Below are 22,986 nucleotides of genomic sequence, written 5' to 3'. Positions count from 1 at the left end.
ACGCTTGCATCGCATTTAAACTAATAAGGGAATACACTACACTGTTTTATGAATCATATGCATTTAATGCATTCACGCTGTGAGCGAGCGCTGAACCTGCTTTTAATGCAGTTGCTACCATAATCGATTCTGCTAGTTCTTCCTTTGTTGCGCCTGCACCTTTTGCACCCTTCGTATGGATGTCAATACAGTACGGGCAGCCCGTAGTATGTGCAACAGCTACAGCAATCAATTCTTTCTCTTTTACACTTAAGATGCTATCTTTCATTGATTTTGTATCAAAATCAACAAACGACTTAAAGACATCTCCATTTAGGGTTGAGAACTCCTTCAATCTAGTAAAATAGGACGCTTTGTATAATTCATCATCGACCGTTTGATCGTATGCATTTAATGCATTCACTCCATGAGCAAGCGCTGATCCTGCTTTTAAAGCCGTTGCAACCAAGGTGGATTCCGCCATTTCTTCCTTCGTAACATCCTCTGACTTCGCTGCTTTCACGTGAACTTCAATACAATATGGACATCCTGTCGTATGGGCTACAGCAATGGCTATTAGTTCTTTTAGCTTCTTGGATAGTTTCCCCTCAGACAGGGCCAGTTTGTCAAATTGTGCATAAGCCTTGAACGCTTCTGGTACAAGATCACTTAATTCCCCAAGACGGTTAAAATATGATTTTCTGTACAATTCTTCTTTACTCATTATTTCATTTCCTCCTCAATATATCTTTTCTAGTGTTTAAATTCTAGAACTCTACAATTGTTACGCGTTTACTTTTTGAAGCTCCCTTGCTTTCAATTCACGTCGAAGGATTTTTCCGCTTATTGGTGTCTTCGGCAGTTCCTCAAGAAATTCAATTTCTCTAGGTGCAGCATGAGCAGCAAGCCCACTTCGGACAAAAAGACGTAGTTCCTGCAATAACGCATCACTTGCTTCAAATCCATCCCGTAAAACGATAAACGCCTTCACGATTTCTCCTCTCACAGCATCCGGCTTCCCAATCACACCGACCTCTGCAACAGACGGATGTTCAATCAATTTACTCTCCACTTCGAACGGACCGATGCGCTCACCAGAAGAATTGATCATATCGTCGCTCCTGCCTTGGAAGAATATATAACCGTTGTCATCGATTGTCGCCAAATCACCGGACACATACCATCCCTCGAACGGGAAGTACGTCGAATACTTTGCAGGATCTTTCCACACTTCCCGCAACAAGGCAGGCCAATTTGCTTTCAAAGCTAAGTGTCCTACTTCGCCAGACGCAAGCTTTTCTCCATCATCTCCTAGAATTGCCGCTTCAATTCCTGGAAACGGTCTTCCCATAGATCCTGGAATGATGTTATCGGAGGGCAGATTTACAATGAGTTGAGCCCCTGTTTCTGTCATCCACCATGTATCATGGATTCTGTTTGACAACGTCTTAATCCCCCAACGAATCACTTCGGGATTTAACGGCTCGCCCACGCTTAAGATATGCCGGATTTTCGATAAATCATAAGTAGCTGTCTTATAATCCCCTTCCGCCATTAACATTCTGAAAGCTGTCGGCGCACTATACCAAACAGTGACACCGGATTTCTCCAAGACGGAATACCATTCATCGGCATTGAATCTGCCACCGTGAATGACAATGGTCGCCCGGTTTAGCAATGGAGCGAATACTCCATATACCGTCCCTGTAACCCAACCTGGGTGTGCTGTGCACCAATAAACATCCTCCTCTTTCAAATCCAACACCCATCTGCCTGTGATATATTGTTGGATCATAGCTCGATGAGAATGGATAATTCCTTTTGGCCGACCTGTCGAACCACTCGTATAATGAATATTAAGCGCATGATCCAACCCTACCCACTCGATGAGATCGTCTTCAACCTCAACAGCTCTCGCTTCCTCAAACAACGAGATTTCATCATCCTTACATTGTTCCGGCTCTGCCGTAATGAACACTGTTTTCAATGACGGCAACTCGGCACGCGGAACCCGTTTTATGAACTCAGGTGAAGCAATTAAATACGTTCCCTCACAATCTGCAATCCGCTCCTTCACTGCATCTTCCATGAATGCTTCAAAAAGTGGTCCGACAACAGCCCCCAGTTTAATGGCAGCAAGCATCGCGATATGGCAATCAGGATGCTTCGGTAAAAAGATAAAGACGAAGTCCCCTTTTTTCACCCCTCTCTTTTTCAAAACAGTAGCCCACAGATCTGATTTCGCCTTCAATTCACGATATGTTACTGTATACTCTTCGTTTTCTGCAAAATAATGCAGAGCGACTTTCTCTCCGTATCCTTCCACTACATGGCGATCCACACATTCATAAGCCATATTCACTTTTCCGGAATCATACCAACTAAAATTTGATTCGATACTTTCCCATGTGAAATCTTTTCTTGAAGGAAGTTCAGCTGAAATATTGTAATTTCCTTCTAATGGACGAATTACTTCCTCATTTGCCATGTTAGATAACCTCCTTCTCGATATGTAAAAGCTCAAGGATTTCTGCTTTTTTCCCCGCTAAAAACGAATCTCCTCGATTCCTCGGTTTCGGTACATCAATCGATAATTCCGCTTGCAATGTCCCGGGCTGACCACCGAGGATAAAAATCCGGTCGCATAAGTATAGAGCTTCGTCTATGTCGTGTGTAACGACTACCATCGTTGTTAAACGGTTCTGTTGGATTTTCAATAATAAATCTTGCAATTGCATTTTAGTGAAGGCATCCAATGCACTAAAAGGTTCATCAAGAAGCAAGACATCGGGCTCTCCAATAAGTGCACGGGCAATTGCGGTTCGCTGTGCCATACCTCCGGACAAGTCTTTCGGATAATGAGCGTCGAAGTCAGACAAACCGACAAGATTCAAATACTCATGGACGGTTTCTTGTTTCTCCTTCTCATCTTTCGCCCCGAATAAAATATTCTCTTTTACTGTAAGCCAAGGCATCAATCTTGGCTCTTGAAAGATCATCCCGATTGGCTGATCCCCTACACCCCCAATTTCAATTGCCCCTTCATAATTCTGATCAAGTCCCGATAAAACGCGCAGCAATGTACTTTTCCCACAACCACTCGTTCCCAGAATTCCAACAGTTTCCCCTTCCTTTATTGAAAATGAGATGTTGTTGAATCCTGCAAGCCCGTTATTGAATGTCCTCGTTGCCTCTTTCACTTTCAACATTGAAACCCCTCCGTCATAGTTGGTTTTGTAGATTGTCTTGCCACTTCAATGCACGTGATTCCAATGCTTTCAACAGGGAATCAGTCGCTTTCCCTAACAATGCAAACAAAATAATACTGGCAATAATGAGCTCCGGTGAGTACGTGTTCTGACCAACGACAAGTAAATAGCCAAGGCCTTGACTGGCACCCATCAGCTCGGCAGCAACGACGAACATCCAGCCCAATCCGACACCGCTGCGTAATCCTACAAGAAATGATGGAAGTGAAGCGGGCAGGATGATACGACGAATAATTTGCAACGGTGTGAAATGATAGATCTTACCGACTTCAATCAACTTCCGATCGACCCCTTGAATACCCGAGACGATATTCAAATAGATCGGAAAGAACACACCGACAGCGATTAACATCACTTTGGATGACTCTCCAATACCCATCCACAGGATGAACAACGGAACCCACGCTAGTGAGGGAATCGAGCGAAAGGCTTGAATTAATGGATCCATCAACTGTTCAAACCATTTAAAATAACCAACGATGGATCCAAGTACAACCGCGGCAATTGTTCCTGCCAGAAACCCGATCAGGACACGAAAGAACGTAATTCCTACATGTCCCCAGAGTGTGCCTTCTTGGGCTAATTCGATATTTTTTTGCAAAATGGTTGTCGGAGCGGGAAAGACATAGGCATCGAGCCAATTGAAACGGACAGCCGCTTCCCAAACGACTAAAAGAATGAACGGAATGATCAAGCCAAGCGCTAAACCCCTCACCTTATTTTCAAAGTTTACTTTGACCAACTTTTTTCCTTTCACTTTAAACAATTCTTTTTCGTCAATATTGACCGTCATGTCTATTCCCCCTAATTCATTCGATTACTTTTTTTGCAAACTGATCATTAATCAATTCTTCGACAATCTTTGTGACATCCACATTGCCTTTAATTACGTTCTCTGATTGCAACACTTCACCCGCTGCAGTTAACGCTTCGATTTGCTTTGAGCCAGGGATTGAATCCGAAAAGTCGTTACGTTCTAAACTCTTTTGGGCCACTTCTAATGGCATCTCTGCTTCTTGTGCAAGTATATCGGCTGCCTCTTCCGGATTTTTCATAACCCACTTCCGCGCTTTTTCGTACACCTCAATCACTGTTTCTACGACTTCAGGATGTTGTTCAGCAAAGTCTGATCGGACATTCAGTGTTCCGTACGTATTTTTTTCATGGTCTCGTAAAAATAATTTGGCACCAGAATCGACTTCAACTTTTGCCATATGTGGATCGAGCCCTGCCCATGCTTCTACTTGACCCGTTAGAAGGGCGTTAGCTCCATCAGAGTGCTGCAAATTCACAATTTCCAAGTCCTTTGATGACAAGCCAACTTCCTGTAACGAACGGAGAAGGAAAATATATGGATCCGTTCCTAGCGTCGCAGCTACTTTCTTTCCCTTCAATTGTTCAATTGACGTGATGTCTGAATCCCCTGTTGCCACAAGTGCAGTCCATTCAGGCTTTGAATAGATATAGACTGATTCAATCGGAGAACCGTTTGACTTGGCAATTAACGCAGCAGCTCCAGCTGTCGAACCGAAGTCGACACTTTTTGAATTTAGGAATTCAAGTGCTTTATTACTTCCGTGGCTGAGTACCCATTCCACCTTAATCCCTTGTTCTTCAAACGCCTCTTCTGCCCAACCAAATTCTTTTAACGCTAGGCTAGTTGGTGAGTAATAGGCATAATCCAATACAACTTTATTTAATTTCTTTTTTTCTATCCCTTCACCAGATGAGCAAGCTGTCATTAGGACCGTTGCACCCATCACCATTAGCAGTAAGACAATCAATCTTCTCATGTTCATTTCCTCCTAAATTCATTTTTATATTGAAATTCAATTCAATCCAATTTGTAATTGCACCGATTGGTATAGTCGGATTTGAGCTTATGAATAACTAGATTTTTATTTATCCATATGAAAAACCCTCTTCATAAGAAGAGGGCTGCAGAATTCCTCCTCTTATCTTCCAGGCTCAAACACCTGTAGGATGTAGCACCTTTACAGAAATACATCTGTTGGTTGCCGGGCTTCTTCGGGCCTATTCCCTCCGCCACTCGTAATAAGAGTTGTATGTAGTTGTTAAAATCATTTTTATTGCTTCAACTGATTGAAAATTAGTATAAACATATATAAATAAATTGTCAACCTTATAATTCATATTATATTAATAATTCAAATTGATATTCCGTATCGAATTGTTACTCCCCGCCCCTTTAAAGTGCCTCCTTTAAATTTCAAATGCAGCATGACTTCCCTCGTCTTCAAAGTCTTTCACCATGACAACTTTATCGGAAAACTGTTCCGCAGTGTTTGTGCTGTTACCTATAATAAAGGATAGGACATTAAAGACTTTCTCTTTTTTCTTCTTACTGAACTCTTCAAGGAATGAATCTTTTATGCTGTCTTCACCGTCCGTAACAAACACTACATCAGCTTTTTTAAAACGGCTTTCACTAATAACATTTAGCGATTTACAAAGGGGTAAGGAAAAATCCGTCCCACCGCTCAAGAAGGTTTGTGCCAGCTTCACCATATCTGAAATCTTTATTTTTCCCTTTTCATATGTAAACACTTGTAAGCGCGTGGAAAATAAAATCAAACAAAAATCCCTTCTCTGCTTTCTGGCAATCGACATGAGGGCTAACGTGAACCCTTTGGATTGAGTATCAAGGTGTTGCATACTACCTGACTGATCCAAGCAAAGTATGATTGGACCTTTCCCAAGTACCTCTTTTCCTTCCTGTTCATATATCATCGTCTGACCTTCTACAAACCGACGAAGAAAGTCGTTCCTCGTTATTGGATGCATGTACAATCCCAGCTCCATCGGCAACAATCGTTCAATATTGGAGCCTATTGTTACTCCGCTTCTCCCCATTGCCTCGCTATATTTGACCTTTTGTTTTTTTCGGGCTGCCTGTTTGAATCGACCAGCCCAGTCTGCAATTTCTTTCATTTTTTTATCGGAAGCTATCTTCTCTGCTAGCAATAGTTGGTCTCGTAGAGGAACTTTTTTCAGTTCTGCATCCCCACTGCCAGCTCGGGTGCCCCCAAGTAAAGAGTTAAGAGCCTCCTTCACCTGCACTGTTTCTTGCATAGCTCGAACCAATGCTTGTGAAAAGCTATCACAGTTGCCTTGGAGCATCTGTTGCAATTTCTCATCGAATCTATCCATGGACCTTGTAATTTTCTCTTCTATTGCACGACTTCCATTTTCCGCCTCTTCTTGCCACTCCTGTCTTTGGAGTAGCCTTTGCATTGCGAGAATTTCCTGCATCTGCTCATCAAAATCTTCATCTTCCTTTTTTTGGTCAATGAGCCATTGGTTCACCATCCTCCCGATTTTGATCGTGCCGATAGCTGACGACAAATCATCCAAACGGGTGATGCCTCGATAGGTAGCAAAGTTTTCATCCTCCATGATTCTTTCCATGAGTGATTTATTAATCTTTAGGACACCGTTAATGTCACCTTCAATAATGTCAGGTTTCATTTTGTATAAGGAAGCCCAAATATCTGCTAGTAATGAATCGAACATCGGTAGTATACCTTCAGCTCTTACCTGTTGAAGTCCCGATGACATATCGAAAATCTCTCTGAAACGTCTTTTATCGAACGCGTCCGTATTCAAAACCGATTGATTGCCATTGTAATTTTTATGACTCTTCACAAAGATTATCCCCTTTCACATTTTAAAAAAGGTGCTGGCAGATTCCTTCTGTTCATTTCGAGCATCAAAATACCAAGGCTCTAAAATCTTATTCAAGATTTCATGTTCCATCGAAGTCAATTTATCAAGTAATGCGTCGATATCAGCCTTCCGACTATGATAATCACTTTTGAGTTTTTTTAAATCTGCCACTAAGGTTTTCATTTTATGAGTCGCCTCCATTCCATACTCGGTCGTAGGATCCTGAAGTACAGTGTAGAACACTTCATTTGCCTCGTTTTGTATGGAATGAAGGATCTGAGTAACGACATCTTGTGAATGATTTCGGATAACGGAAGACACTACATCTTTTTGGTCCACCGTTTCCCATAGGACATTTTCAAGGATGACAATGTCGGATACATTCACAACTTGTCTCTGGCTTATCAACGCCTTCGCTTGAAGTATGGACAGCGACTGTTTAAAACGCCTGTCCGAAGGGCGTATCCCTTCGTCACGTAATTCATTTCGAATTTCCGACAGTATTTCATACACTTCATCCGGTATTGAAACACTGTCCGTCAACAACTGAAGTTGAATCAATTCGTCCATCGTCATGGAAGGCAAAAACTGATTCCTACCGGTTCCCTTCATCATCGAAACAAAATTCGTTTGATCTGCGATATAATCCAACTCGAACCGTAGTAAGAACCTGTCAAATAAAGCTTCCAGCCCTTCCCCTTCTTCAGGGTATTCGTTAGAAGCCCCAATAACTGAAATTAAGGGTGCCTTTCCGGGTGTTCCGGAATTATAGAAAACTCTTTCGTTTATAAGCGTCAGCAAGCTGTTCAAGATTGCAGAATTGGCTTTAAAAATCTCATCCAGGAAAACAAGATTGGCTTCCGGCATTTTAGATGCTGTATTCCGCTTGTATATGCCTTTCTCAAGATCTTTCAACGACAACGGGCCAAAAACTTCTTCAGGTGTGCTGAACCTAGTTAGTAACCATTGGAAGTATTCTGTTCCGTGTATGATTTTTGCCAACTCAACAGCCAATGCAGATTTCGCAGTTCCGGCGGGTCCAATCATGAGCATATGCTGTCTCGAAAGCAGGGCGACAAGAATCCCTTCAACCTCGTTCTCCCGTTCAAAATACTTCGCAGTAAGTGCCAGTCTGATTTCCTGTAACTTTTTCAAATTCGCCATAGTCATTTTCTATATCTCCTTACCTTTTGTAATGTGTATAATAATTTCTTCACATTACAGTCTGAAGGATACTAAGTCATTTTAATCTGCCGATGACTAAGTTTTCGTGCAAGTGATTGCTGCAACGATGAAAAAGCGCCGCAAACGTTGAAGTCACAACGGTTGCAGCGCTTTTTATCAAAAATTATTAAATACAACCCTGGGGGACGTAAATCTGTACCAATAAACGTTGTTGTTATGATGTTTCCTAGAACATTGTATTGTATTTGTGTTGCGTTTATATAATCCCCTCAATAATTTCTTGATCTAGTTAATGCACAAATTGCGCCCACTACTCATTTTTTCTCTAACCAGTCCTTAATCATTGGTTACTTTTCTCCTTACCTAACATAGTGATTAACTTATCTAATTTTCCTTCTATTCTTCTATTGATTTGAATTGTTTTTTGTTGATTAATCAATAGTAAACTAAACATTAATGCTAGAAAACAAATGAATGAGATGCCCAATAATACCATCATATTTATCTAACTCCTTTCACTAGGATAAATGATTTCTAAAGCTATTCCTCTTGGAAAATACTCCGCAACCCATAAAAAAGCTTCATCTTTGACTGAACTTTTTGCGAGGAAGTTGACAAATATATTTAGGCAATGCTAATGGTTGTGCTGGAAAATTGAAATTATATCTGCATTTCCACTATTATCCGTAAGGTATACATTGGACGAGCTAGCAGCTTGCTAAAGTTACTCAAAGTATTTGAAGAAAACACCCACTTTCTTTTGATATTAACACATAAAATTTAACACTAGTATCGGGAAATTTTTTTAGGTTATACTTCTTAATTTCGGACCAAGCCGAAATAATGGGCTTTCACAATTCATTAAGGAAGTTCGTTGAATCAATTTTCCACAATTTCATTTGGGTATTCTTAATAGTTTCTGGCGAGCAGAGTTAATCTACTGAACACACAAGGTTCACATCCGCTATTTGGGCTTGTCCTCATTTTGAATGGGAGAACTGGGAACAGAAGAAAGTAGATGCCCTCTTTTGCCTTGCTTCCACAAACTCTAATACATGAAGTACATTCTCCTCAGAGAGCCCCGTTTATAGCCCTTCGTTTAGAGTCAGTAGATCAATCTTTTTATACTTCTAAATCAACTTGGAGAACCCGCCATCTGCCTCAAACTTTGGGGACATGGCTAGTACGTCGAATGTGTAAAATTCGTATTAAATGATTTCATTTCCTTACATTCTAGAACATATTCTCCGAAAAACAAATAATGACCGTACACGCTGTGATATCAACGTGTACGGTCATTATTTTCATTTCTTATTATAGTTCATCTTAATACGTCCCAGGAGGGATTCGAACCCCCGACCCACAGCTTAGAAGGCTGTTGCTCTATCCAACTGAGCTACTGAGACAAGTTCATTTAGCAACAACTGATTGCCAACGACAAACTTTATTATAGGCAGGCTGACTGGAAAAGTCAACACTAATTTACGATATTTTTCATATCCGCTGTAATTATGGTTTCCATGTCCATGTTTTTGAAGTATATCCGATAGCTGCCATCCCATTCAATTTCTGCAAAGGTAGGCTGCTTGCCCGCCCTCGGAAGCAATGCGCTTCCTGGATTGACAAATAATATACCTTCCCTCAATTCAGCCGCATATGAGTGGGAATGGCCGAACAGTACGATATCCGCACCGAGTTCCTGCGCTCCGTAATACAAAGGCAGCATTGTCCGTTTGACGTCGTGCTCGTGTCCGTGCACCATCCAAATTTTCTTGCCGCCCACTTCAACGATGACCGAATCCGGAAAACGTAGATCCCTATCACAGTTTCCTTTCACGATATGGATAGTATGCAATAGCGGGTCATCCCATGACAATTCACTGTCACCACAATGGAAAACAGCATCCGCTTGCAACGCGGAAACGGTCTTCACCGTTTCCTTATCGCCATGCGAATCACTCATCACAATGATCTTCATTGCCTTTCACCTAACGAATCCAACAGCTGTGGCAAATGCTCTTTCAACTGTCGAAGAGCCGCACCCCGGTGGGATATCTGCCCTTTTTCCTCAGGTGTCAATTCAGCCATCGCCCTTCCTTTATCCGGTGAATAAAAAATCGGATCATAACCGAAACCGTTCGTACCTCTTCGCTCTTCGAGAATCAACCCTTCACAGCTTCCCGAAAACGTGACAGTCTCAATACCCGGTCCTGCGACGGCAAGGACGCAACGGAATCGTGCCGTCCGATCCACTTCTGACACTCCCTGAAGCTCTGACAGCACTTTGTCGATATTCGCATCATCATTCTTCGGCTCACCCGCATAACGCGCAGAATAGACGCCTGGAGCCCCTTGCAGCTCATCGATCTCCAGTCCACTATCATCCGAGATGACCGTAATGCCTAACAGTTCGGAGACAGTCTCGGCCTTCAAGACTGCGTTTTCTTCGAAAGTGACGCCCGTCTCTTCTACATCAATGTCCTGTTCCAGATCGTTCAATGTTTGCACTTCAAAACCATATGGGCTAAAAAGCGTTTCAAAATCCTTCGCTTTCCCTTTATTGTTCGTCGCAATCAATATCTTCTTCATTCTACTTCGTCAACCTTTCCGCCAATTAGCGCATCAATCTCACCAAGCGCTTCCTTTTGAATGGCGATTAGCCGCTGGATGCCTGATTCCGCAAGTTCGACAAGATCATTCATTTCTTGCCTAGTGAACGTCGCTTCCTCGCCGGTTCCCTGCAATTCAACGAATTCCCCTGCCCCCGTCATGACGACGTTCATATCGACAGCGGCTGTTGAATCTTCCGGATAATCAAGATCAAGAATCAAAGCACCTTCAACCGTCTTACCTACACTGATTGCGGCCAAATAGTCTTTAATCGGAAAGCGGCTAAGCTCCTTCTCCTTTGCCAATTTGGAGACAGCGATGCTCGTTGCAACAAAGGCTCCTGTAATGGCCGCTGTACGAGTGCCTCCATCCGCTTGGATTACATCGCAGTCAATCCAGAGCGTACGTTCACCAAGAGCACCAAGATCGGTTACAGCACGCAGAGCGCGTCCGATCAACCGTTGTATTTCCATCGTTCTGCCGCCGACTTTTCCACGTGAGGATTCCCGTTGAGTCCGCTGGCCAGTAGCACGAGGGAGCATGGAGTATTCAGCTGTCACCCAGCCTTGTCCACTTCCTCTTAGAAAAGGTGGAACCCTTTCCTCAATGGACGCAGTGCAAATCACTTTCGTATTTCCGAAAGAGATCAATACTGATCCTTCTGGATGAATCAGATAATCCGTTTCGATCGTCACTGGCCTTCCCATCTCTGCAGTTCTTCCATCATGCCTCATATTGGATACACCCTCCACAAATTTCAATTCAGCATCCATCTTACCACACTCATTTTCGTCATAGCAAAAACCCGGTTGCCTTTATTGGCAGCCGGGTTTACCTAGTACAATATTTCTAACGTCGGGATTTTCGATGCCGAGCCAATCGGTTGCAATCGATTTAAACCCTTCCATTTGTCCTGTAGTATAAAAAATTGGATCTTTCCGTCTGCCGGAGCTGTTCGCCAGGTCGAATCTAGCCAACGTATTCTCCACATCCCGAACCGTCTCATATGCAGATGAGACAATATTCACACCTGCGGGCAGTTGTTCCTGGATGTGATCGTGCAGAAGTGGATAATGCGTACAGCCTAAAATGGCCGTGTCGAACTGTAAATGTACTATTGGCTCCAACGATTTTTTCATGATTGGTCGAATGTCGCTTTGTTTGTATTGACCACTTTCAACAAGAGGAACAAACTCAGGACAAGCTAATGGAATAATGTCTGCCCCCTCCGAAATAGAGGAGATGGCATATTCGTATGCCTTGCTTTTAATCGTGCCGACCGTACCTAAGACTGCGATTCTCCCGGTAGATGATACTTGCACCGCCGCCCGTGCTCCCGGTTCAATTACTCCCAACACAGGAAAAGGGAATCGTTCACGCAATAGATCCAGCGTCACCGCTGTAGCCGTATTGCAAGCGACAACCAGCATTTTAATACCCATTCCTGCAAGTGCTGTAGCCATCTCCATCGTAAATTCCTTCACTTCTTCAACTGAACGTGGCCCATATGGACAACGCGCATCATCGCCAATATAAATAATGGTTTCATCGGGTAAAAATTGTGCCATTTCTTTTACGACGGTCAATCCGCCGACACCGGAATCAATGACTCCGATCGGTGCTTCATTCCAAATCTTCAATCCTTGATCATCTCTTTGTGCAGTTTTGTCAACAATCGGGAAAACTCGTTTATTTCCACCTCTGAAAAATCTTCGAGAACTGCATTTAAATAATTCCGTCGTTTGTCGATCACTTCTTCGATGATGCGTTCACCCTCGCCTAATAGATGAATGCGTACGACACGGCGATCCTGTTCATCACGCACCCTCTTAACGAGCTTGTTATTTTCCATACGATCGACGAGATCTGTAGTCGTGCTGAATGCCAGATACATTTTATTCGACAAATCGCCGATTGTCATGTCCCCATGCTCGAACAACCATTGCAACGCAATGAATTGGGGAGGTGTAATCGTATAATTGCTTAAAATTTTACGGCCTTGCTGTTTAATGATTCCAGATATATATCGGAGTTCCTTTTCCATCCGAGCAATGTTCTCGGTGCCTTCAAGACTCATTGCGTTTTGTTCCGCCACATATACCAGCTCCCTGAAAACGAATACTGTTTACTTATTGTCACCTTTTTCGTCATATAACGCAACAGTTTAAGGAGGATAATAAGTATTTAATTATTTCAGGAAGCTGAGCATATTCATGTATATGACGGTTCATAACGAGTCAGGCATCAAGGAACGACAATAGATTTTCTCAATTCAGTTTCAGTTCCCCTAATCGCAACAATTCGACAATCGCTTGAGCCCTTCCGGATACTCCTAATTTCTGAATAGTATTCGAAATATGATTCCGGACGGTTTTTTCGCTAATGCCGAGCCGTCCTGCGATTTCCTTCGTCGTATGATCATCTACTAATAGATTAAAGATTTCTCGCTCCCTTGCTGTAAGCAAAGAACGGTTTTTCATTTCTCCTGTCAAGACGCGCCCCCTCCTATCCACGTTCACTTTACAATATGTGAAGATGGTTTAGGCTGTGCCGGCTCGTTCATCATTTTACAAGGAAAAACCGGATTTTTGATCATCTTTCCAAGGAACGGCTTTACCTGTTGTCCTATCTATTTGTACAATCGTTCCTCTTCCAGTAAATACGATTTCGCCCTTTGCGTTTCTCGCCAAATAATGAATGTCGACTGAGCTGTTTCCTATTGATGCAGCTTTGACATAAATCGACAATTGTTCATCGAAGAATACTTGTTTCATATAGTCGCATTGGAGATCGGCAACGACTGGTATTGTCGTTCCGTTCGGATCAAGCCAGTCAACCATGTGACCAACATGCTTTAAATATTCGATTCGTGCATATTCAAAATATGCGAAGGTGACTGTGTTGTTTAAATGGCCGTACATGTCCGTTTCTGAAAAACGCACGGATACTGGCACTGAAAATGTGAACTCTTCCATCCACTGTTTCATGTCTTCAATATATGCAATCCTCAACAATCCCACTCCCTTTATAAAAATGAATGAACATTCATTCTTTTATTATAGCAAATAGAGTGTAAACAGCCAATAGAATACCGGTTTTTCAATTTCATACAGCTGGCTTTCGACGTACGATAGACCGGTTTGGACGCTCAGGCGGCTGCTTTGGACGCGGAATGCCTCGGTTTGGACGCGCAGTTGGCCGGTTTGGACGCGAGAGTACTTTATGACAAAAAAGAACTGTCACAGAAAGTCAGTTTCGACTTTCCGGACAGTTCTTTTAATCGATTGAAATCAGTCAACCATATGGTCACTTCCGAAGAAGTTTTTGAACATTTGTACTGTTGTTGCACGGTTCATCGCAGCGATGGAAGTCGTCAAAGGAATTCCTTTCGGACATGCGACGACACAGTTTTGCGAGTTACCGCATTCGCCGATTCCTCCGTCGGACATAATTGTTTCCAGGCGCTCGTCTTTGTTCATCGCACCAGTTGGATGTGAGTTGAAAAGACGGACTTGGGACAATAGCGCAGGTCCGATGAAGTTCGTTTTGTCGTTGACGTTCGGGCAAGCCTCTAGGCAGACACCGCATGTCATACATTTGGACAATTCGTAAGCCCATTGGCGTTTACGTTCAGGCATACGAGGACCTTCGCCTAAATCGTATGTTCCGTCGATCGGGATCCAGGCTTTAATTCGTTTAAGGGAATCAAACATGAATTCACGGTCAACAACAAGGTCACGCACAACCGGGAATGTTCTCATCGGCTCTAGGCGGATCGGCTGTGTAAGCTGATCGACCAAAGCTGTACAGGATTGGCGAGGGCGTCCGTTGATCACCATTGAACATGCGCCGCAAACTTCTTCAAGGCAGTTCATGTCCCAGTTGATTGGTGTCGTCTTCTTCCCGTCGGCATTCACCGGGTTACGACGAATCTCCATGAGGGCGGAAATGACGTTCATATTCGGTCTGTATGGGATTTCAAAGCTTTCCATATATGGTTTTGAATCAGGAGTATCTTGTCGCTGAATTTCAAATTTGACCGTTTTTCCTGCAGTTGGCTGTTCAAGGACAGCTGTTGTTTGCTCAGTCACTAATGTCAATCTCCTTTCTTCGCTGAATAGTCACGTTTACGCGGCGGAATAAAGGATACATCCACTTCTTCATAAGAAAGGATCGGCGCAGATTTCCCGTCGAATTCTGCAATCGTCGTTTTCAAGAAGTTTTCGTCGTCACGGTTCGGGAAGTCCGGTTTGTAATGTGCACCACGGCTCTCATTACGATTTAGCGCTCCCAAAGTGATGACTCGTGCCAAGTATAGCATGTTTTTCAACTGGCGAGTAAATGTCGCGCCTTGGTTTGACCATTGTTGCGTATCCACAATATTGATGTTTTCGTAGCGCTCAAGAAGCTCTTGGATCTTGTAGTCCGTTTCTTGCAATTTATCATTATATCGGACAACCGTTACGTTATCTGTCATGATTTCGCCGAGTTCCCTATGCAGAATATATGCATTCTCGTTGCCATCCAACTTTAACGTATCGTCCCATTTTTGCTGTTCTTCTTTCACAGCAGATTCAAACAATGTGGAAGGAAGCTCATCAGCAGTGCGTTTTACGCCGCGCATATACTTGACCGCTTCCGGACCTGCAACCATTCCGCCATAGATGGCAGATAGCAAGGAGTTCGCTCCAAGGCGGTTCGCACCGTGCTGGGAGTAATCACATTCGCCAGCTGCAAACAGACCAGGAATATTCGTCTGCTGCTCGTAATCGACCCAAAGTCCGCCCATTGAGTAATGGACCGCAGGGAAGATTTTCATTGGCAATTTGCGAGGATCATCACCAGTGAATTTTTCATAGATTTCAATGATGCCGCCCAGTTTGATATCAAGCTCTTTCGGATCTTTGTGGGAAAGGTCAAGGTATACCATGTTCTCCCCGTTAATTCCCAATTTCTGATTTACGCAGACATCAAAAATTTCACGTGTCGCAATATCACGTGGTACCAAGTTTCCGTAATCCGGATATTTCTCTTCAAGGAAGTACCATGGCTTACCATCTTTATATGTCCAAATACGGCCGCCTTCACCACGAGCAGATTCACTCATAAGACGTAGTTTGTCGTCTCCCGGGATTGCAGTAGGATGAATTTGGATAAATTCACCATTCGCATATTTAGCCCCTTGTTGATACACTATCGAAGCTGCGGAACCTGTATTGATTACTGAGTTAGTCGATTTACCGAAGATGATTCCAGGTCCGCCAGTCGCCATAATGACCGCGTCTCCAGGGAACGCCTTAATTTCCATGGACTGCATGTTCTGTGCTTTGATCCCACGGCAAATTCCTTCTTCATCCATGATGACGCCAAGGAATTCCCAGTGCTCATACTTCTGAACAAGACCCGCCACCTCATGACGGCGAACTTGTTCGTCCAATGCATATAGAAGTTGTTGGCCAGTCGTAGCGCCAGCAAATGCTGTACGGTGATGCAACGTACCGCCAAAACGACGGAAATCCAATAATCCTTCAGGTGTGCGGTTGAACATGACACCCATCCGGTCCATCAAGTGGATGATCCCAGGAGCCGCCTCCGCCATTGCTTTAACGGGAGGTTGGTTCGCTAGGAAGTCCCCGCCATAAACAGTGTCATCAAAGTGGATTGCAGGCGAGTCGCCCTCACCTTTCGTATTCACTGCGCCGTTGATGCCGCCTTGCGCACAAACGGAGTGGGAGCGTTTTACCGGAACGAGTGAGAACAGGTCTACCCCGACCCCTTCTTCCGCAGCTTTGATAGTTGCCATCAAGCCGGCAAGTCCGCCACCGACGACAATCAATCTGCCTTTTGCCATTATTGTTTCACTCCTCAAATTTTACATATACTTGTAATTCAGGAACTAGATTGTATTAGACAACGAATGCCAATAAAGCTTGTACGCCTATTACGGAAAGAACTAAGAATGCTACGATAGTAATGTAAGAAACGATTTTTTGCGAGCGTGGCGATTGTGCAATCCCCCACGTAACTGCGAACGACCATAGGCCATTTGCCAAGTGGAATGTCGCTGCCAAAACACCTGCAATATAGAACGCAAGCATGAATGGATTAGAAAGGATCTCTTCCATCATGTTGAAGTTCACTTCTGCCCCAAGTGCTTTTTGGATTCTCGTTTCATAGATATGCCACGCTATGAAAATGACTAGGAAAACGCCTGTTACACGTTGCAACATGAACATCCAGTTACGGAATGTACCGTAGCGCTGAACATTATTTTTCGCAGTGAAAGCTATGTACACACCATAAAACGCATGGAACATTAACGGAATATAGATAATGAACCATTCCAAGAACAGGACGAACGGCAAGCTCCCCATGAAATTGGATGCGTTATTGAACGCTTCTTCACCGCGCGTTGCAAAATGGTTGATGACCAAGTGTTGAGCGAGGAACAACCCAACCGGAATAACTCCGAGCAATGAATGCAGTCGGCGCAAGTAAAAATCTGATTCTCTCGACAAGTCTTTTACCCTCCCTTTTTAAGAGATATATCCGAAAAGCGTCGTCACTGTTTGTACAAATGATAGACGTTGACGGCATGCCTCTTAATGGTACAATATGATAACATGTTCATTGTACTCCTCACTTTTGAGGAGGTCAAGGTGATGGAGGCTTTTCCAGACAATTGTCAAAAAAGTTCAATACATAATCCGACCCCACCGAAAGGACTGCATGATCGTTGACTAAACAAACCTATGAAACTCCAACCCGATTAGGATATGAAATCATAAGGGACCATGTGCTTCCGAACATATTAGGCAACCATGAAGATGAGATTCTTTACTGGTCCGGGAAAGAGATAGCTAGAAAGTTCCCTATTTTTTCGATCGACGAGCTGCCGGATTTCTTCCGGGAAGCCGGTTGGGGTCCACTTGTCCCTCACGAAGGCAAAACAGCAAAGGATGAAGCTTTATTCGTACTCGAGCAAAGCGACACAACTTTGCTGAAAAACAGATCTTATAATCTAGAAGCCGGCTTCATTGCAGAACAGTTCCAGAAGCTGAATGGCTTACTCACCGAATGCTATGGAGAAAAATTCCCGAGAGAGAATCATGTTCGATTCCTTGTGAAATGGGACTTGAAGACACAAGTATGACTTGTCCCGCACATCACTATCCTTCAATTGTTGGGGCAGCATGATTGATAAACTGCAAAAAAAGCTCTCATCAGCAATTGATGAGAGCCCTTTTCATTTTTCCTCTTTGAAATATTCCATCACCGATTCGGCAACCTTCATCGGGAGACCTGCCTCGTTCAACTCTGCGGCAGAGGCTTCCCGTATTTTTTTAACAGAACCGAAATGCTTCAGCAGCTGCTGTTTCCGCTTAGGTCCCACCCCGGGCAATCCATCTAAAACAGAGGTCAAGGAATTGGTATCCCTGCGTTTCCTGTGGAATGTTATGACGAACCGATGCACTTCATCCTGTATTCGCTGAAGCAGATAAAATGCTTCACTCGTCCGTTTCAACGGAACGACCTCCGCTGGATTCCCATACAGCAGTTGGGCGGTCTGGTGCTTGTCATCCTTAGCGAGACCAGCAATTGGAATGGACAATCCAAGTTCATCTTCGACCACTTCACGGGCGATTTCCATCTGACCTTTCCCGCCATCAATGATGATCAAATCCGGCAAGGGCAGATTATCTCTTAATACCCTAACGTACCGTCTTCTGATCACTTCCCGCATTGCTCCATAATCGTCATGGGCTGCCGCTGTCTTCGTTTTGTATTTCCTATAATCTTTGCGGTTCGGTCTCCCGTCGATGAATGAAACCATGGCGGAGACAGGATCGACACCTCCAGTATGGGAGTTGTCAAACGCTTCGATCCGCAAAGGGGTAGAAATCCTCATCGCCTCTCCGAGATCTTCACAAGCGCCGATCGTTCTTTGCTCTTGACGTTCGATGAGTTGGAATTTTTCACGTAAAGAAATCTCAGCGTTTTTATTCGATAATTTCACAAGATCCTTTTTCTTCCCACGCTGCGGGATGAATACATTCACGTTCAATAGTTGCTGAACGATTTCCTGGTCGATCCCTTCCGGAAGTAATATTTCCTTCGGCAGAAGGTGGCCGGTTTTACCGTAAAACTGACCAATGAACGTCAACATCTCTTCCTCAGGGTCCTGATATAAAGGGAAAATGGAAACATCCCTCTCAATCAATTTTCCTTGCCGTACGAAGAATACTTGGACGCACATCCATCCCTTTTCAACCGCATAGCCGAATACGTCACGGTCAGTGAAGTCATTCATCATCATCGTCTGTTTCTCCATGACCGCTTCGATATTGACAATTTGGTCCCGGTATTCTTTAGCTCGCTCGAATTCCAGATTCTCTGCAGCTGCGGACATTTTCTCCGTCAGCTCTTTCTTCACGCTCTTATAGCCACCATTCAGGAAACGGCTTATGTCATCCACCATTTCCTTATAAGTTTCCTGCTCGATTTCATTCACGCATGGAGCGAGACATTGGCCCAAATGATAGTACAGACAGACCCGGTCGGGCAGCTGGTGGCATTTGCGGTATGGATACAAACGATCCAACAACTTCTTCGTTTCATGCGCCGCCGTGGCATTCGGATAGGGACCGAAATACTTTCCTTTATCCTTTTTAAGTTGTCTCGTTACAATCAGTTTAGGATGCCGCTCAGAGGTGATTTTCAGATAAGGGTACGTCTTGTCGTCCTTCAGCATGATATTGTATTTCGGGTCATACTGTTTTATAAGGTTCAGCTCAAGAATGAGCGCCTCGATATCAGATGTCGTAACGATATATTCAAAGTCCTCGATTTCCCCCACGAGGCGCTGTGTTTTCGCATCATGGGATCCTGTGAAATAACTGCGGACCCTATTTTTCAGTATTTTTGCCTTGCCAACGTAAATGATCGTGCCTTGACGGTCCTTCATCAAGTAGCAGCCGGGCAAGTCCGGCAGCAGGGACAGTTTATGCTCTATTTGTTCTTTCATCATTCTCACCTACCAAAAAAACCGGGTTCCAATGAAGGTTCCCGGTTTTCAAGTAATCCATTACGCGTGTTTTTCAATCAGTTCAGCAAGTTGTTCTTTCGGTTGGAAACCGACAACTTTGTCGACAATTTCCCCGTCTTTAAAGAGGACAAGTGTCGGGATTGACATGATGCCGTATTCGCCGGCAGTTGCTTGGTTTTCGTCAACGTCTACTTTAACGATTTTCGCTTTACCGTTTAGATCACCGTCGAGTTCTTCCAATACTGGAGCAATCATTTTACAAGGTCCGCACCATGTTGCCCAGAAGTCAACAAGTACAAGTCCGTCTTTAGTTTGGTCTTTAAAGTCTTGGTCAGTCGCATGAACAATAGCCATTTAATTATTTCCTCCTTTAGTAAATCCAACTATGACTGCATTATATCACGGGGGATAGTGACGGGCTAAACATCTGCTTCACATATAAAAGACTCCTGTGTTAGCAGGAGCCACGTAAAGTTAGTTCGTTTTGATTTTCTTAATTTCTTCGATCATCATTGGGATGACTTCGAACAAGTCTCCGACGATGCCGTAGTCTGCTACTTTAAAAATGTTTGCTTCCGGGTCTTTATTAATAGCTACAATCACTTTTGAGTTGGACATTCCAGCCATATGCTGGATAGCGCCTGAAATTCCTGCTGCGATGTACAGGTCAGGCGTTACGACTTTACCTGTCTGCCCAATTTGCAAGGAGTAGTCGCAGTAATCCGCATCACATGCTCCACGGGATGCACCGACCGCTCCACCGAGCAATTGTGCCAATTCTTCAAGTGGTGCGAAGCCTTCTGCACTTTTCACACCACGTCCGCCGGCTATGACGACTTTCGCTTCCGATAGATCGACGCCTTCTGTCGACTTGCGGACTACTTCGCTAATGACCGAGCGTAGGTTGGTAATATCAACAGAAACAGAAGAGACGTCACCCGAACGGCTTTCATCTTTAGCAAGCGGTTCAATGTTGTTTGGACGGACCGTAATGAAAAGAAGACCGTCTTTGTTCTTCACCTTTTCAAATGCCTTACCAGAAAAGATCGGACGGATGAAAACTGCGTCATCGCCTTCCCCATCGATTGCAGTTACATCGGATATTAAACCCGATGCTAGCTTACTAGCAATCTTCGGAGATAGATCTTTCCCTAATGCCGTATGTCCGAATACGATGGCGTCTGGCTTTTCCTGCTCATAAACCGCCGTGAATGCCTGACCGAAGCCGTCTGATGTATAATGTTTCAAATGCGGATGCTCCACAGTGATAACACGATCCGCACCGTATTTGATCATTTCTTCCCCTAATGATTGAACTGCGTCACCAAATAGCAAGCCGACGATTTCCCCGCCGCCCGCCACCGTTTTGGCAGCTGCAATCGCTTCGAATGACACATTACGCAATGCTCCTTCACGAGCTTCACCAAGTACTACTACTTTCTTAGACATATAGAGTCCCTCCCAATACAATATGAATTCAACAATCAATCCAACAATCAATCACGCCTTGGCGTGATTGCGTCCGGATTTTTTCGAGCGTGCTCGAAAACCACCCTTAAAAATCCGTGACATCCGCCGGAGGCGCTTTGATTTGATTCGGATGAATCAAATCAAAGCACTTTTGCTTCTTTATTCAGAAGATCCACAAGCTCTTTCACTTGGTCGGACAAGTCGCCCTCAAGGACGCGGCCCGCCGCTTTTTGAGGAGGAAGATAGATTTCGACTGTTTCCGTCTTCGCTTCCACGTCGTCCTCATCAAGGTCCAGATCGTCCAATTCCAGTTCATCTAGCGGCTTTTTCTTCGCCTTCATGATTCCTGGTAAAGAAGGATAGCGAGGTTCGTTCAAACCTTGTTGTGCTGTGACTAGTAATGGCAAGGAAGTTTCAATCGTTTCGGAATCCCCTTCGACGTCACGGATGATTTTTACAGATGTGCCATCGATTTCAAGGTTTGTAATTGTCGTTACATAATTGATTCCCAGTAATTCCGCAACACGTGGACCGACTTGTCCGGACCCGCCATCGATCGCGACGTTCCCCGCAAGGATCAGATCCGCATTTTTGTCTTTCAAGTACTCTGCGATGATTTTAGCAGCCGTGAACTCGTCCATCTCATCCAGATCATCTTCGGTGTTGATAAGGACAGCTTTGTCCGCACCCATTGCCAACGCCGTACGAAGCTGCTTTTCGGCTTCTTCGTCGCCGATCGTGATGACCGTCACTTCACCGCCATGTTCGTCGCGTACTTGGATCGCTTCTTCAATTGCATATTCGTCGTAAGGATTGATGATGAATTCCGCACCGTCCTCAACGATTTTACCGTTTGATACAGCGATTCTTTCCTCCGTGTCAAATGTCCGTTTCACCAATGCATAAATGTTCATATTGCAGACCTCCCTGGCTTTTTTAATTCCCTTTGAAATGTGGTTCCCTTTTTTCAATGAATGCTTGAATGCCTTCTTTTGCATCCTCAGAGACGAAAACTTCTCCGAATGAATCAGCCTCAGCTTTCACCCCTTCGTAGAACGAGTCTGTTTTCGTATATTGAAGCATGCGTAGAGCTGCCTTCATCGCAATCGGACTTTTCTTCGCAATTTTTTTTGCAATTTCCATCGTGTTCGGAAGCAGTTCCTCATCCGGGAATGCACGATTGGCTAGACCCCATTGGACCGCCTCTTCCCCAGTGATGGGCTCGCTCGTCAACAGCATTTCCGCGGCCTTTGCCATGCCGACATACCGCGGTAAGCGCTGGGTTCCTGCGAAGCCCGGAATCAATCCCAACTGCAATTCCGGCAATCCAAGTTTTGCCCTCTCCGTGACAAACCGGATATGGCATCCCATCGCCAATTCCAGGCCGCCGCCAAGCGCAGCGCCGTGAATCGCGGCAATGATCGGCTTTTTGAAGCTTTCCATCCGTTCGAACACGTCCTGGCCTGCTGAAGCAAGCTGCGAAAATTGTTCGCCGGACGTTACTGTCGTGAATTCCTTAATATCTGCGCCTGCCGAAAAGAATTTTCCTTCCCCATGCAGAACGATAACCCTTACTGAATCATCATTCTCCACTTTGTCGAGCAGTTGATCAACCTCTCGGATAAGACCGCTTGATAATGCGTTGGCAGGCGGTCTGTTGATTGTGGCAACCGCAACTCCATCTTCAATAGCAAGTTTCAAGAACTCCATACATTCCCCACCCTTTCCGAAATGCCTATT

23 protein-coding genes, 1 tRNA gene and 1 riboswitch are annotated in these 22,986 nt (G+C 44.2%); of the genes, 1 reads left to right on the top strand and 23 read right to left on the bottom strand.

The annotated features are described in order from the left end of the window. Positions 1-46 precede the first annotated feature (46 nt). From M3152_RS05865 to M3152_RS05780, 18 genes are all read right to left on the bottom strand, one after another. Positions 47-703: a carboxymuconolactone decarboxylase family protein gene (locus tag M3152_RS05865; protein ID WP_251694248.1), complete on the bottom strand. Its 657-nt coding sequence runs from the start codon at positions 701-703 to the stop codon at positions 47-49. 60 nt (positions 704-763) lie between these two features. Beyond that, entirely contained in the window at positions 764-2,467 is a 1,704-nt protein-coding gene (gene acsA / locus M3152_RS05860) for an acetate--CoA ligase (RefSeq protein WP_251694247.1), read from the bottom strand. A gap of 1 nt (position 2,468) precedes the next feature. Continuing rightward, positions 2,469-3,188, bottom strand: coding sequence for an ABC transporter ATP-binding protein (locus tag M3152_RS05855; protein ID WP_251694246.1), 720 nt, complete (start codon positions 3,186-3,188; stop codon positions 2,469-2,471). A gap of 13 nt (positions 3,189-3,201) precedes the next feature. Next, complete coding sequence (locus M3152_RS05850; RefSeq protein ID WP_251694245.1) at positions 3,202-4,041, bottom strand: ABC transporter permease; 840 nt, start codon at positions 4,039-4,041, stop codon at positions 3,202-3,204. Between the two features lie 16 nt (positions 4,042-4,057). Beyond that, complete coding sequence (locus M3152_RS05845) at positions 4,058-5,041, bottom strand: aliphatic sulfonate ABC transporter substrate-binding protein (RefSeq protein WP_251694244.1); 984 nt, start codon at positions 5,039-5,041, stop codon at positions 4,058-4,060. A gap of 159 nt (positions 5,042-5,200) precedes the next feature. Beyond that, a riboswitch (SAM riboswitch) is annotated at positions 5,201-5,310 on the bottom strand. Between the two features lie 161 nt (positions 5,311-5,471). Then, positions 5,472-6,914 (bottom strand): VWA domain-containing protein, encoded by a 1,443-nt coding sequence (locus M3152_RS05840; protein WP_251694243.1) that lies wholly within the window; start codon positions 6,912-6,914, stop codon positions 5,472-5,474. A 15-nt stretch (positions 6,915-6,929) separates the two neighbouring features. After that, a complete protein-coding gene (locus tag M3152_RS05835; RefSeq protein WP_251694242.1) occupies positions 6,930-8,105 on the bottom strand; it encodes an AAA family ATPase in 1,176 nt (391 codons plus the stop codon). A 1,347-nt stretch (positions 8,106-9,452) separates the two neighbouring features. Then, positions 9,453-9,526, bottom strand: a tRNA-Arg gene (locus M3152_RS05830). Between the two features lie 71 nt (positions 9,527-9,597). Then, positions 9,598-10,098 carry a metallophosphoesterase gene (locus M3152_RS05825; RefSeq protein WP_251694241.1) on the bottom strand — a complete coding sequence of 167 codons (501 nt, stop codon included), beginning with the start codon at positions 10,096-10,098 and terminating at the stop codon, positions 9,598-9,600. Continuing rightward, positions 10,095-10,709 carry an XTP/dITP diphosphatase gene (locus tag M3152_RS05820; protein ID WP_251694240.1) on the bottom strand — a complete coding sequence of 205 codons (615 nt, stop codon included), beginning with the start codon at positions 10,707-10,709 and terminating at the stop codon, positions 10,095-10,097. The genes M3152_RS05825 and M3152_RS05820 overlap by 4 nt, the downstream gene beginning before the upstream one ends. Further along, a complete protein-coding gene (rph, locus tag M3152_RS05815; RefSeq protein WP_251695258.1) occupies positions 10,706-11,464 on the bottom strand; it encodes a ribonuclease PH in 759 nt (252 codons plus the stop codon). The genes M3152_RS05820 and rph overlap by 4 nt, the downstream gene beginning before the upstream one ends. An 81-nt stretch (positions 11,465-11,545) precedes the next feature. Beyond that, positions 11,546-12,370 carry a glutamate racemase gene (racE, locus tag M3152_RS05810; protein ID WP_262173502.1) on the bottom strand — a complete coding sequence of 275 codons (825 nt, stop codon included), beginning with the start codon at positions 12,368-12,370 and terminating at the stop codon, positions 11,546-11,548. Next, positions 12,367-12,807: a MarR family winged helix-turn-helix transcriptional regulator gene (locus M3152_RS05805; RefSeq protein WP_251695256.1), complete on the bottom strand. Its 441-nt coding sequence runs from the start codon at positions 12,805-12,807 to the stop codon at positions 12,367-12,369. Before M3152_RS05805 ends, racE begins: the two co-directional genes overlap by 4 nt. A 190-nt stretch (positions 12,808-12,997) precedes the next feature. After that, positions 12,998-13,210, bottom strand: coding sequence for a helix-turn-helix domain-containing protein (locus M3152_RS05800; RefSeq protein ID WP_251627222.1), 213 nt, complete (start codon positions 13,208-13,210; stop codon positions 12,998-13,000). Between the two features lie 87 nt (positions 13,211-13,297). After that, the gene (locus tag M3152_RS05795) at positions 13,298-13,741 is read right to left on the bottom strand and encodes an acyl-CoA thioesterase (RefSeq protein WP_251694239.1); all 444 of its coding nucleotides are present in this window, start codon (positions 13,739-13,741) and stop codon (positions 13,298-13,300) included. A gap of 279 nt (positions 13,742-14,020) precedes the next feature. Continuing rightward, positions 14,021-14,830, bottom strand: coding sequence for a succinate dehydrogenase iron-sulfur subunit (gene sdhB / locus M3152_RS05790; protein ID WP_251694238.1), 810 nt, complete (start codon positions 14,828-14,830; stop codon positions 14,021-14,023). Next, positions 14,827-16,581 (bottom strand): succinate dehydrogenase flavoprotein subunit, encoded by a 1,755-nt coding sequence (gene sdhA / locus M3152_RS05785; RefSeq protein ID WP_251694237.1) that lies wholly within the window; start codon positions 16,579-16,581, stop codon positions 14,827-14,829. The genes sdhB and sdhA overlap by 4 nt, the downstream gene beginning before the upstream one ends. A gap of 55 nt (positions 16,582-16,636) precedes the next feature. After that, the gene (locus M3152_RS05780) at positions 16,637-17,248 is read right to left on the bottom strand and encodes a succinate dehydrogenase cytochrome b558 subunit (RefSeq protein ID WP_251694236.1); all 612 of its coding nucleotides are present in this window, start codon (positions 17,246-17,248) and stop codon (positions 16,637-16,639) included. A 218-nt stretch (positions 17,249-17,466) separates the two neighbouring features. Here M3152_RS05780 and M3152_RS05775 point away from each other — a divergent pair, with 218 nt between their 5' ends. Further along, positions 17,467-17,883 carry a DUF2507 domain-containing protein gene (locus M3152_RS05775; protein ID WP_251694235.1) on the top strand — a complete coding sequence of 139 codons (417 nt, stop codon included), beginning with the start codon at positions 17,467-17,469 and terminating at the stop codon, positions 17,881-17,883. A 93-nt stretch (positions 17,884-17,976) separates the two neighbouring features. Here the strand turns inward: M3152_RS05775 and uvrC are convergent, their stop codons facing one another. From uvrC to M3152_RS05750, 5 genes are all read right to left on the bottom strand, one after another. Beyond that, positions 17,977-19,755 carry an excinuclease ABC subunit UvrC gene (uvrC, locus tag M3152_RS05770; protein WP_251694234.1) on the bottom strand — a complete coding sequence of 593 codons (1,779 nt, stop codon included), beginning with the start codon at positions 19,753-19,755 and terminating at the stop codon, positions 17,977-17,979. Between the two features lie 60 nt (positions 19,756-19,815). Then, positions 19,816-20,130, bottom strand: coding sequence for a thioredoxin (trxA, locus tag M3152_RS05765; protein WP_251694233.1), 315 nt, complete (start codon positions 20,128-20,130; stop codon positions 19,816-19,818). Between the two features lie 120 nt (positions 20,131-20,250). Continuing rightward, positions 20,251-21,225 (bottom strand): electron transfer flavoprotein subunit alpha/FixB family protein, encoded by a 975-nt coding sequence (locus tag M3152_RS05760; protein ID WP_251694232.1) that lies wholly within the window; start codon positions 21,223-21,225, stop codon positions 20,251-20,253. 161 nt (positions 21,226-21,386) lie between these two features. Then, complete coding sequence (locus M3152_RS05755; protein ID WP_251694231.1) at positions 21,387-22,160, bottom strand: electron transfer flavoprotein subunit beta/FixA family protein; 774 nt, start codon at positions 22,158-22,160, stop codon at positions 21,387-21,389. Positions 22,161-22,182: 22 nt separating this feature from the next. Further along, on the bottom strand, positions 22,183-22,956 hold the full coding sequence (locus tag M3152_RS05750; protein ID WP_251694230.1) for an enoyl-CoA hydratase: 774 nt from the start codon (positions 22,954-22,956) through the stop codon (positions 22,183-22,185). Positions 22,957-22,986: the final 30 nt, after the last annotated feature.

The sequence above is a fragment of the Sporosarcina luteola genome (assembly GCF_023715245.1).
Classification (GTDB): Bacteria; Bacillota; Bacilli; order Bacillales_A; family Planococcaceae; genus Sporosarcina; species Sporosarcina luteola_C.
The sequence above is the reverse complement of the archived record's forward strand: the minus strand, read 5'-3'. Positions and strand labels throughout refer to the sequence as shown.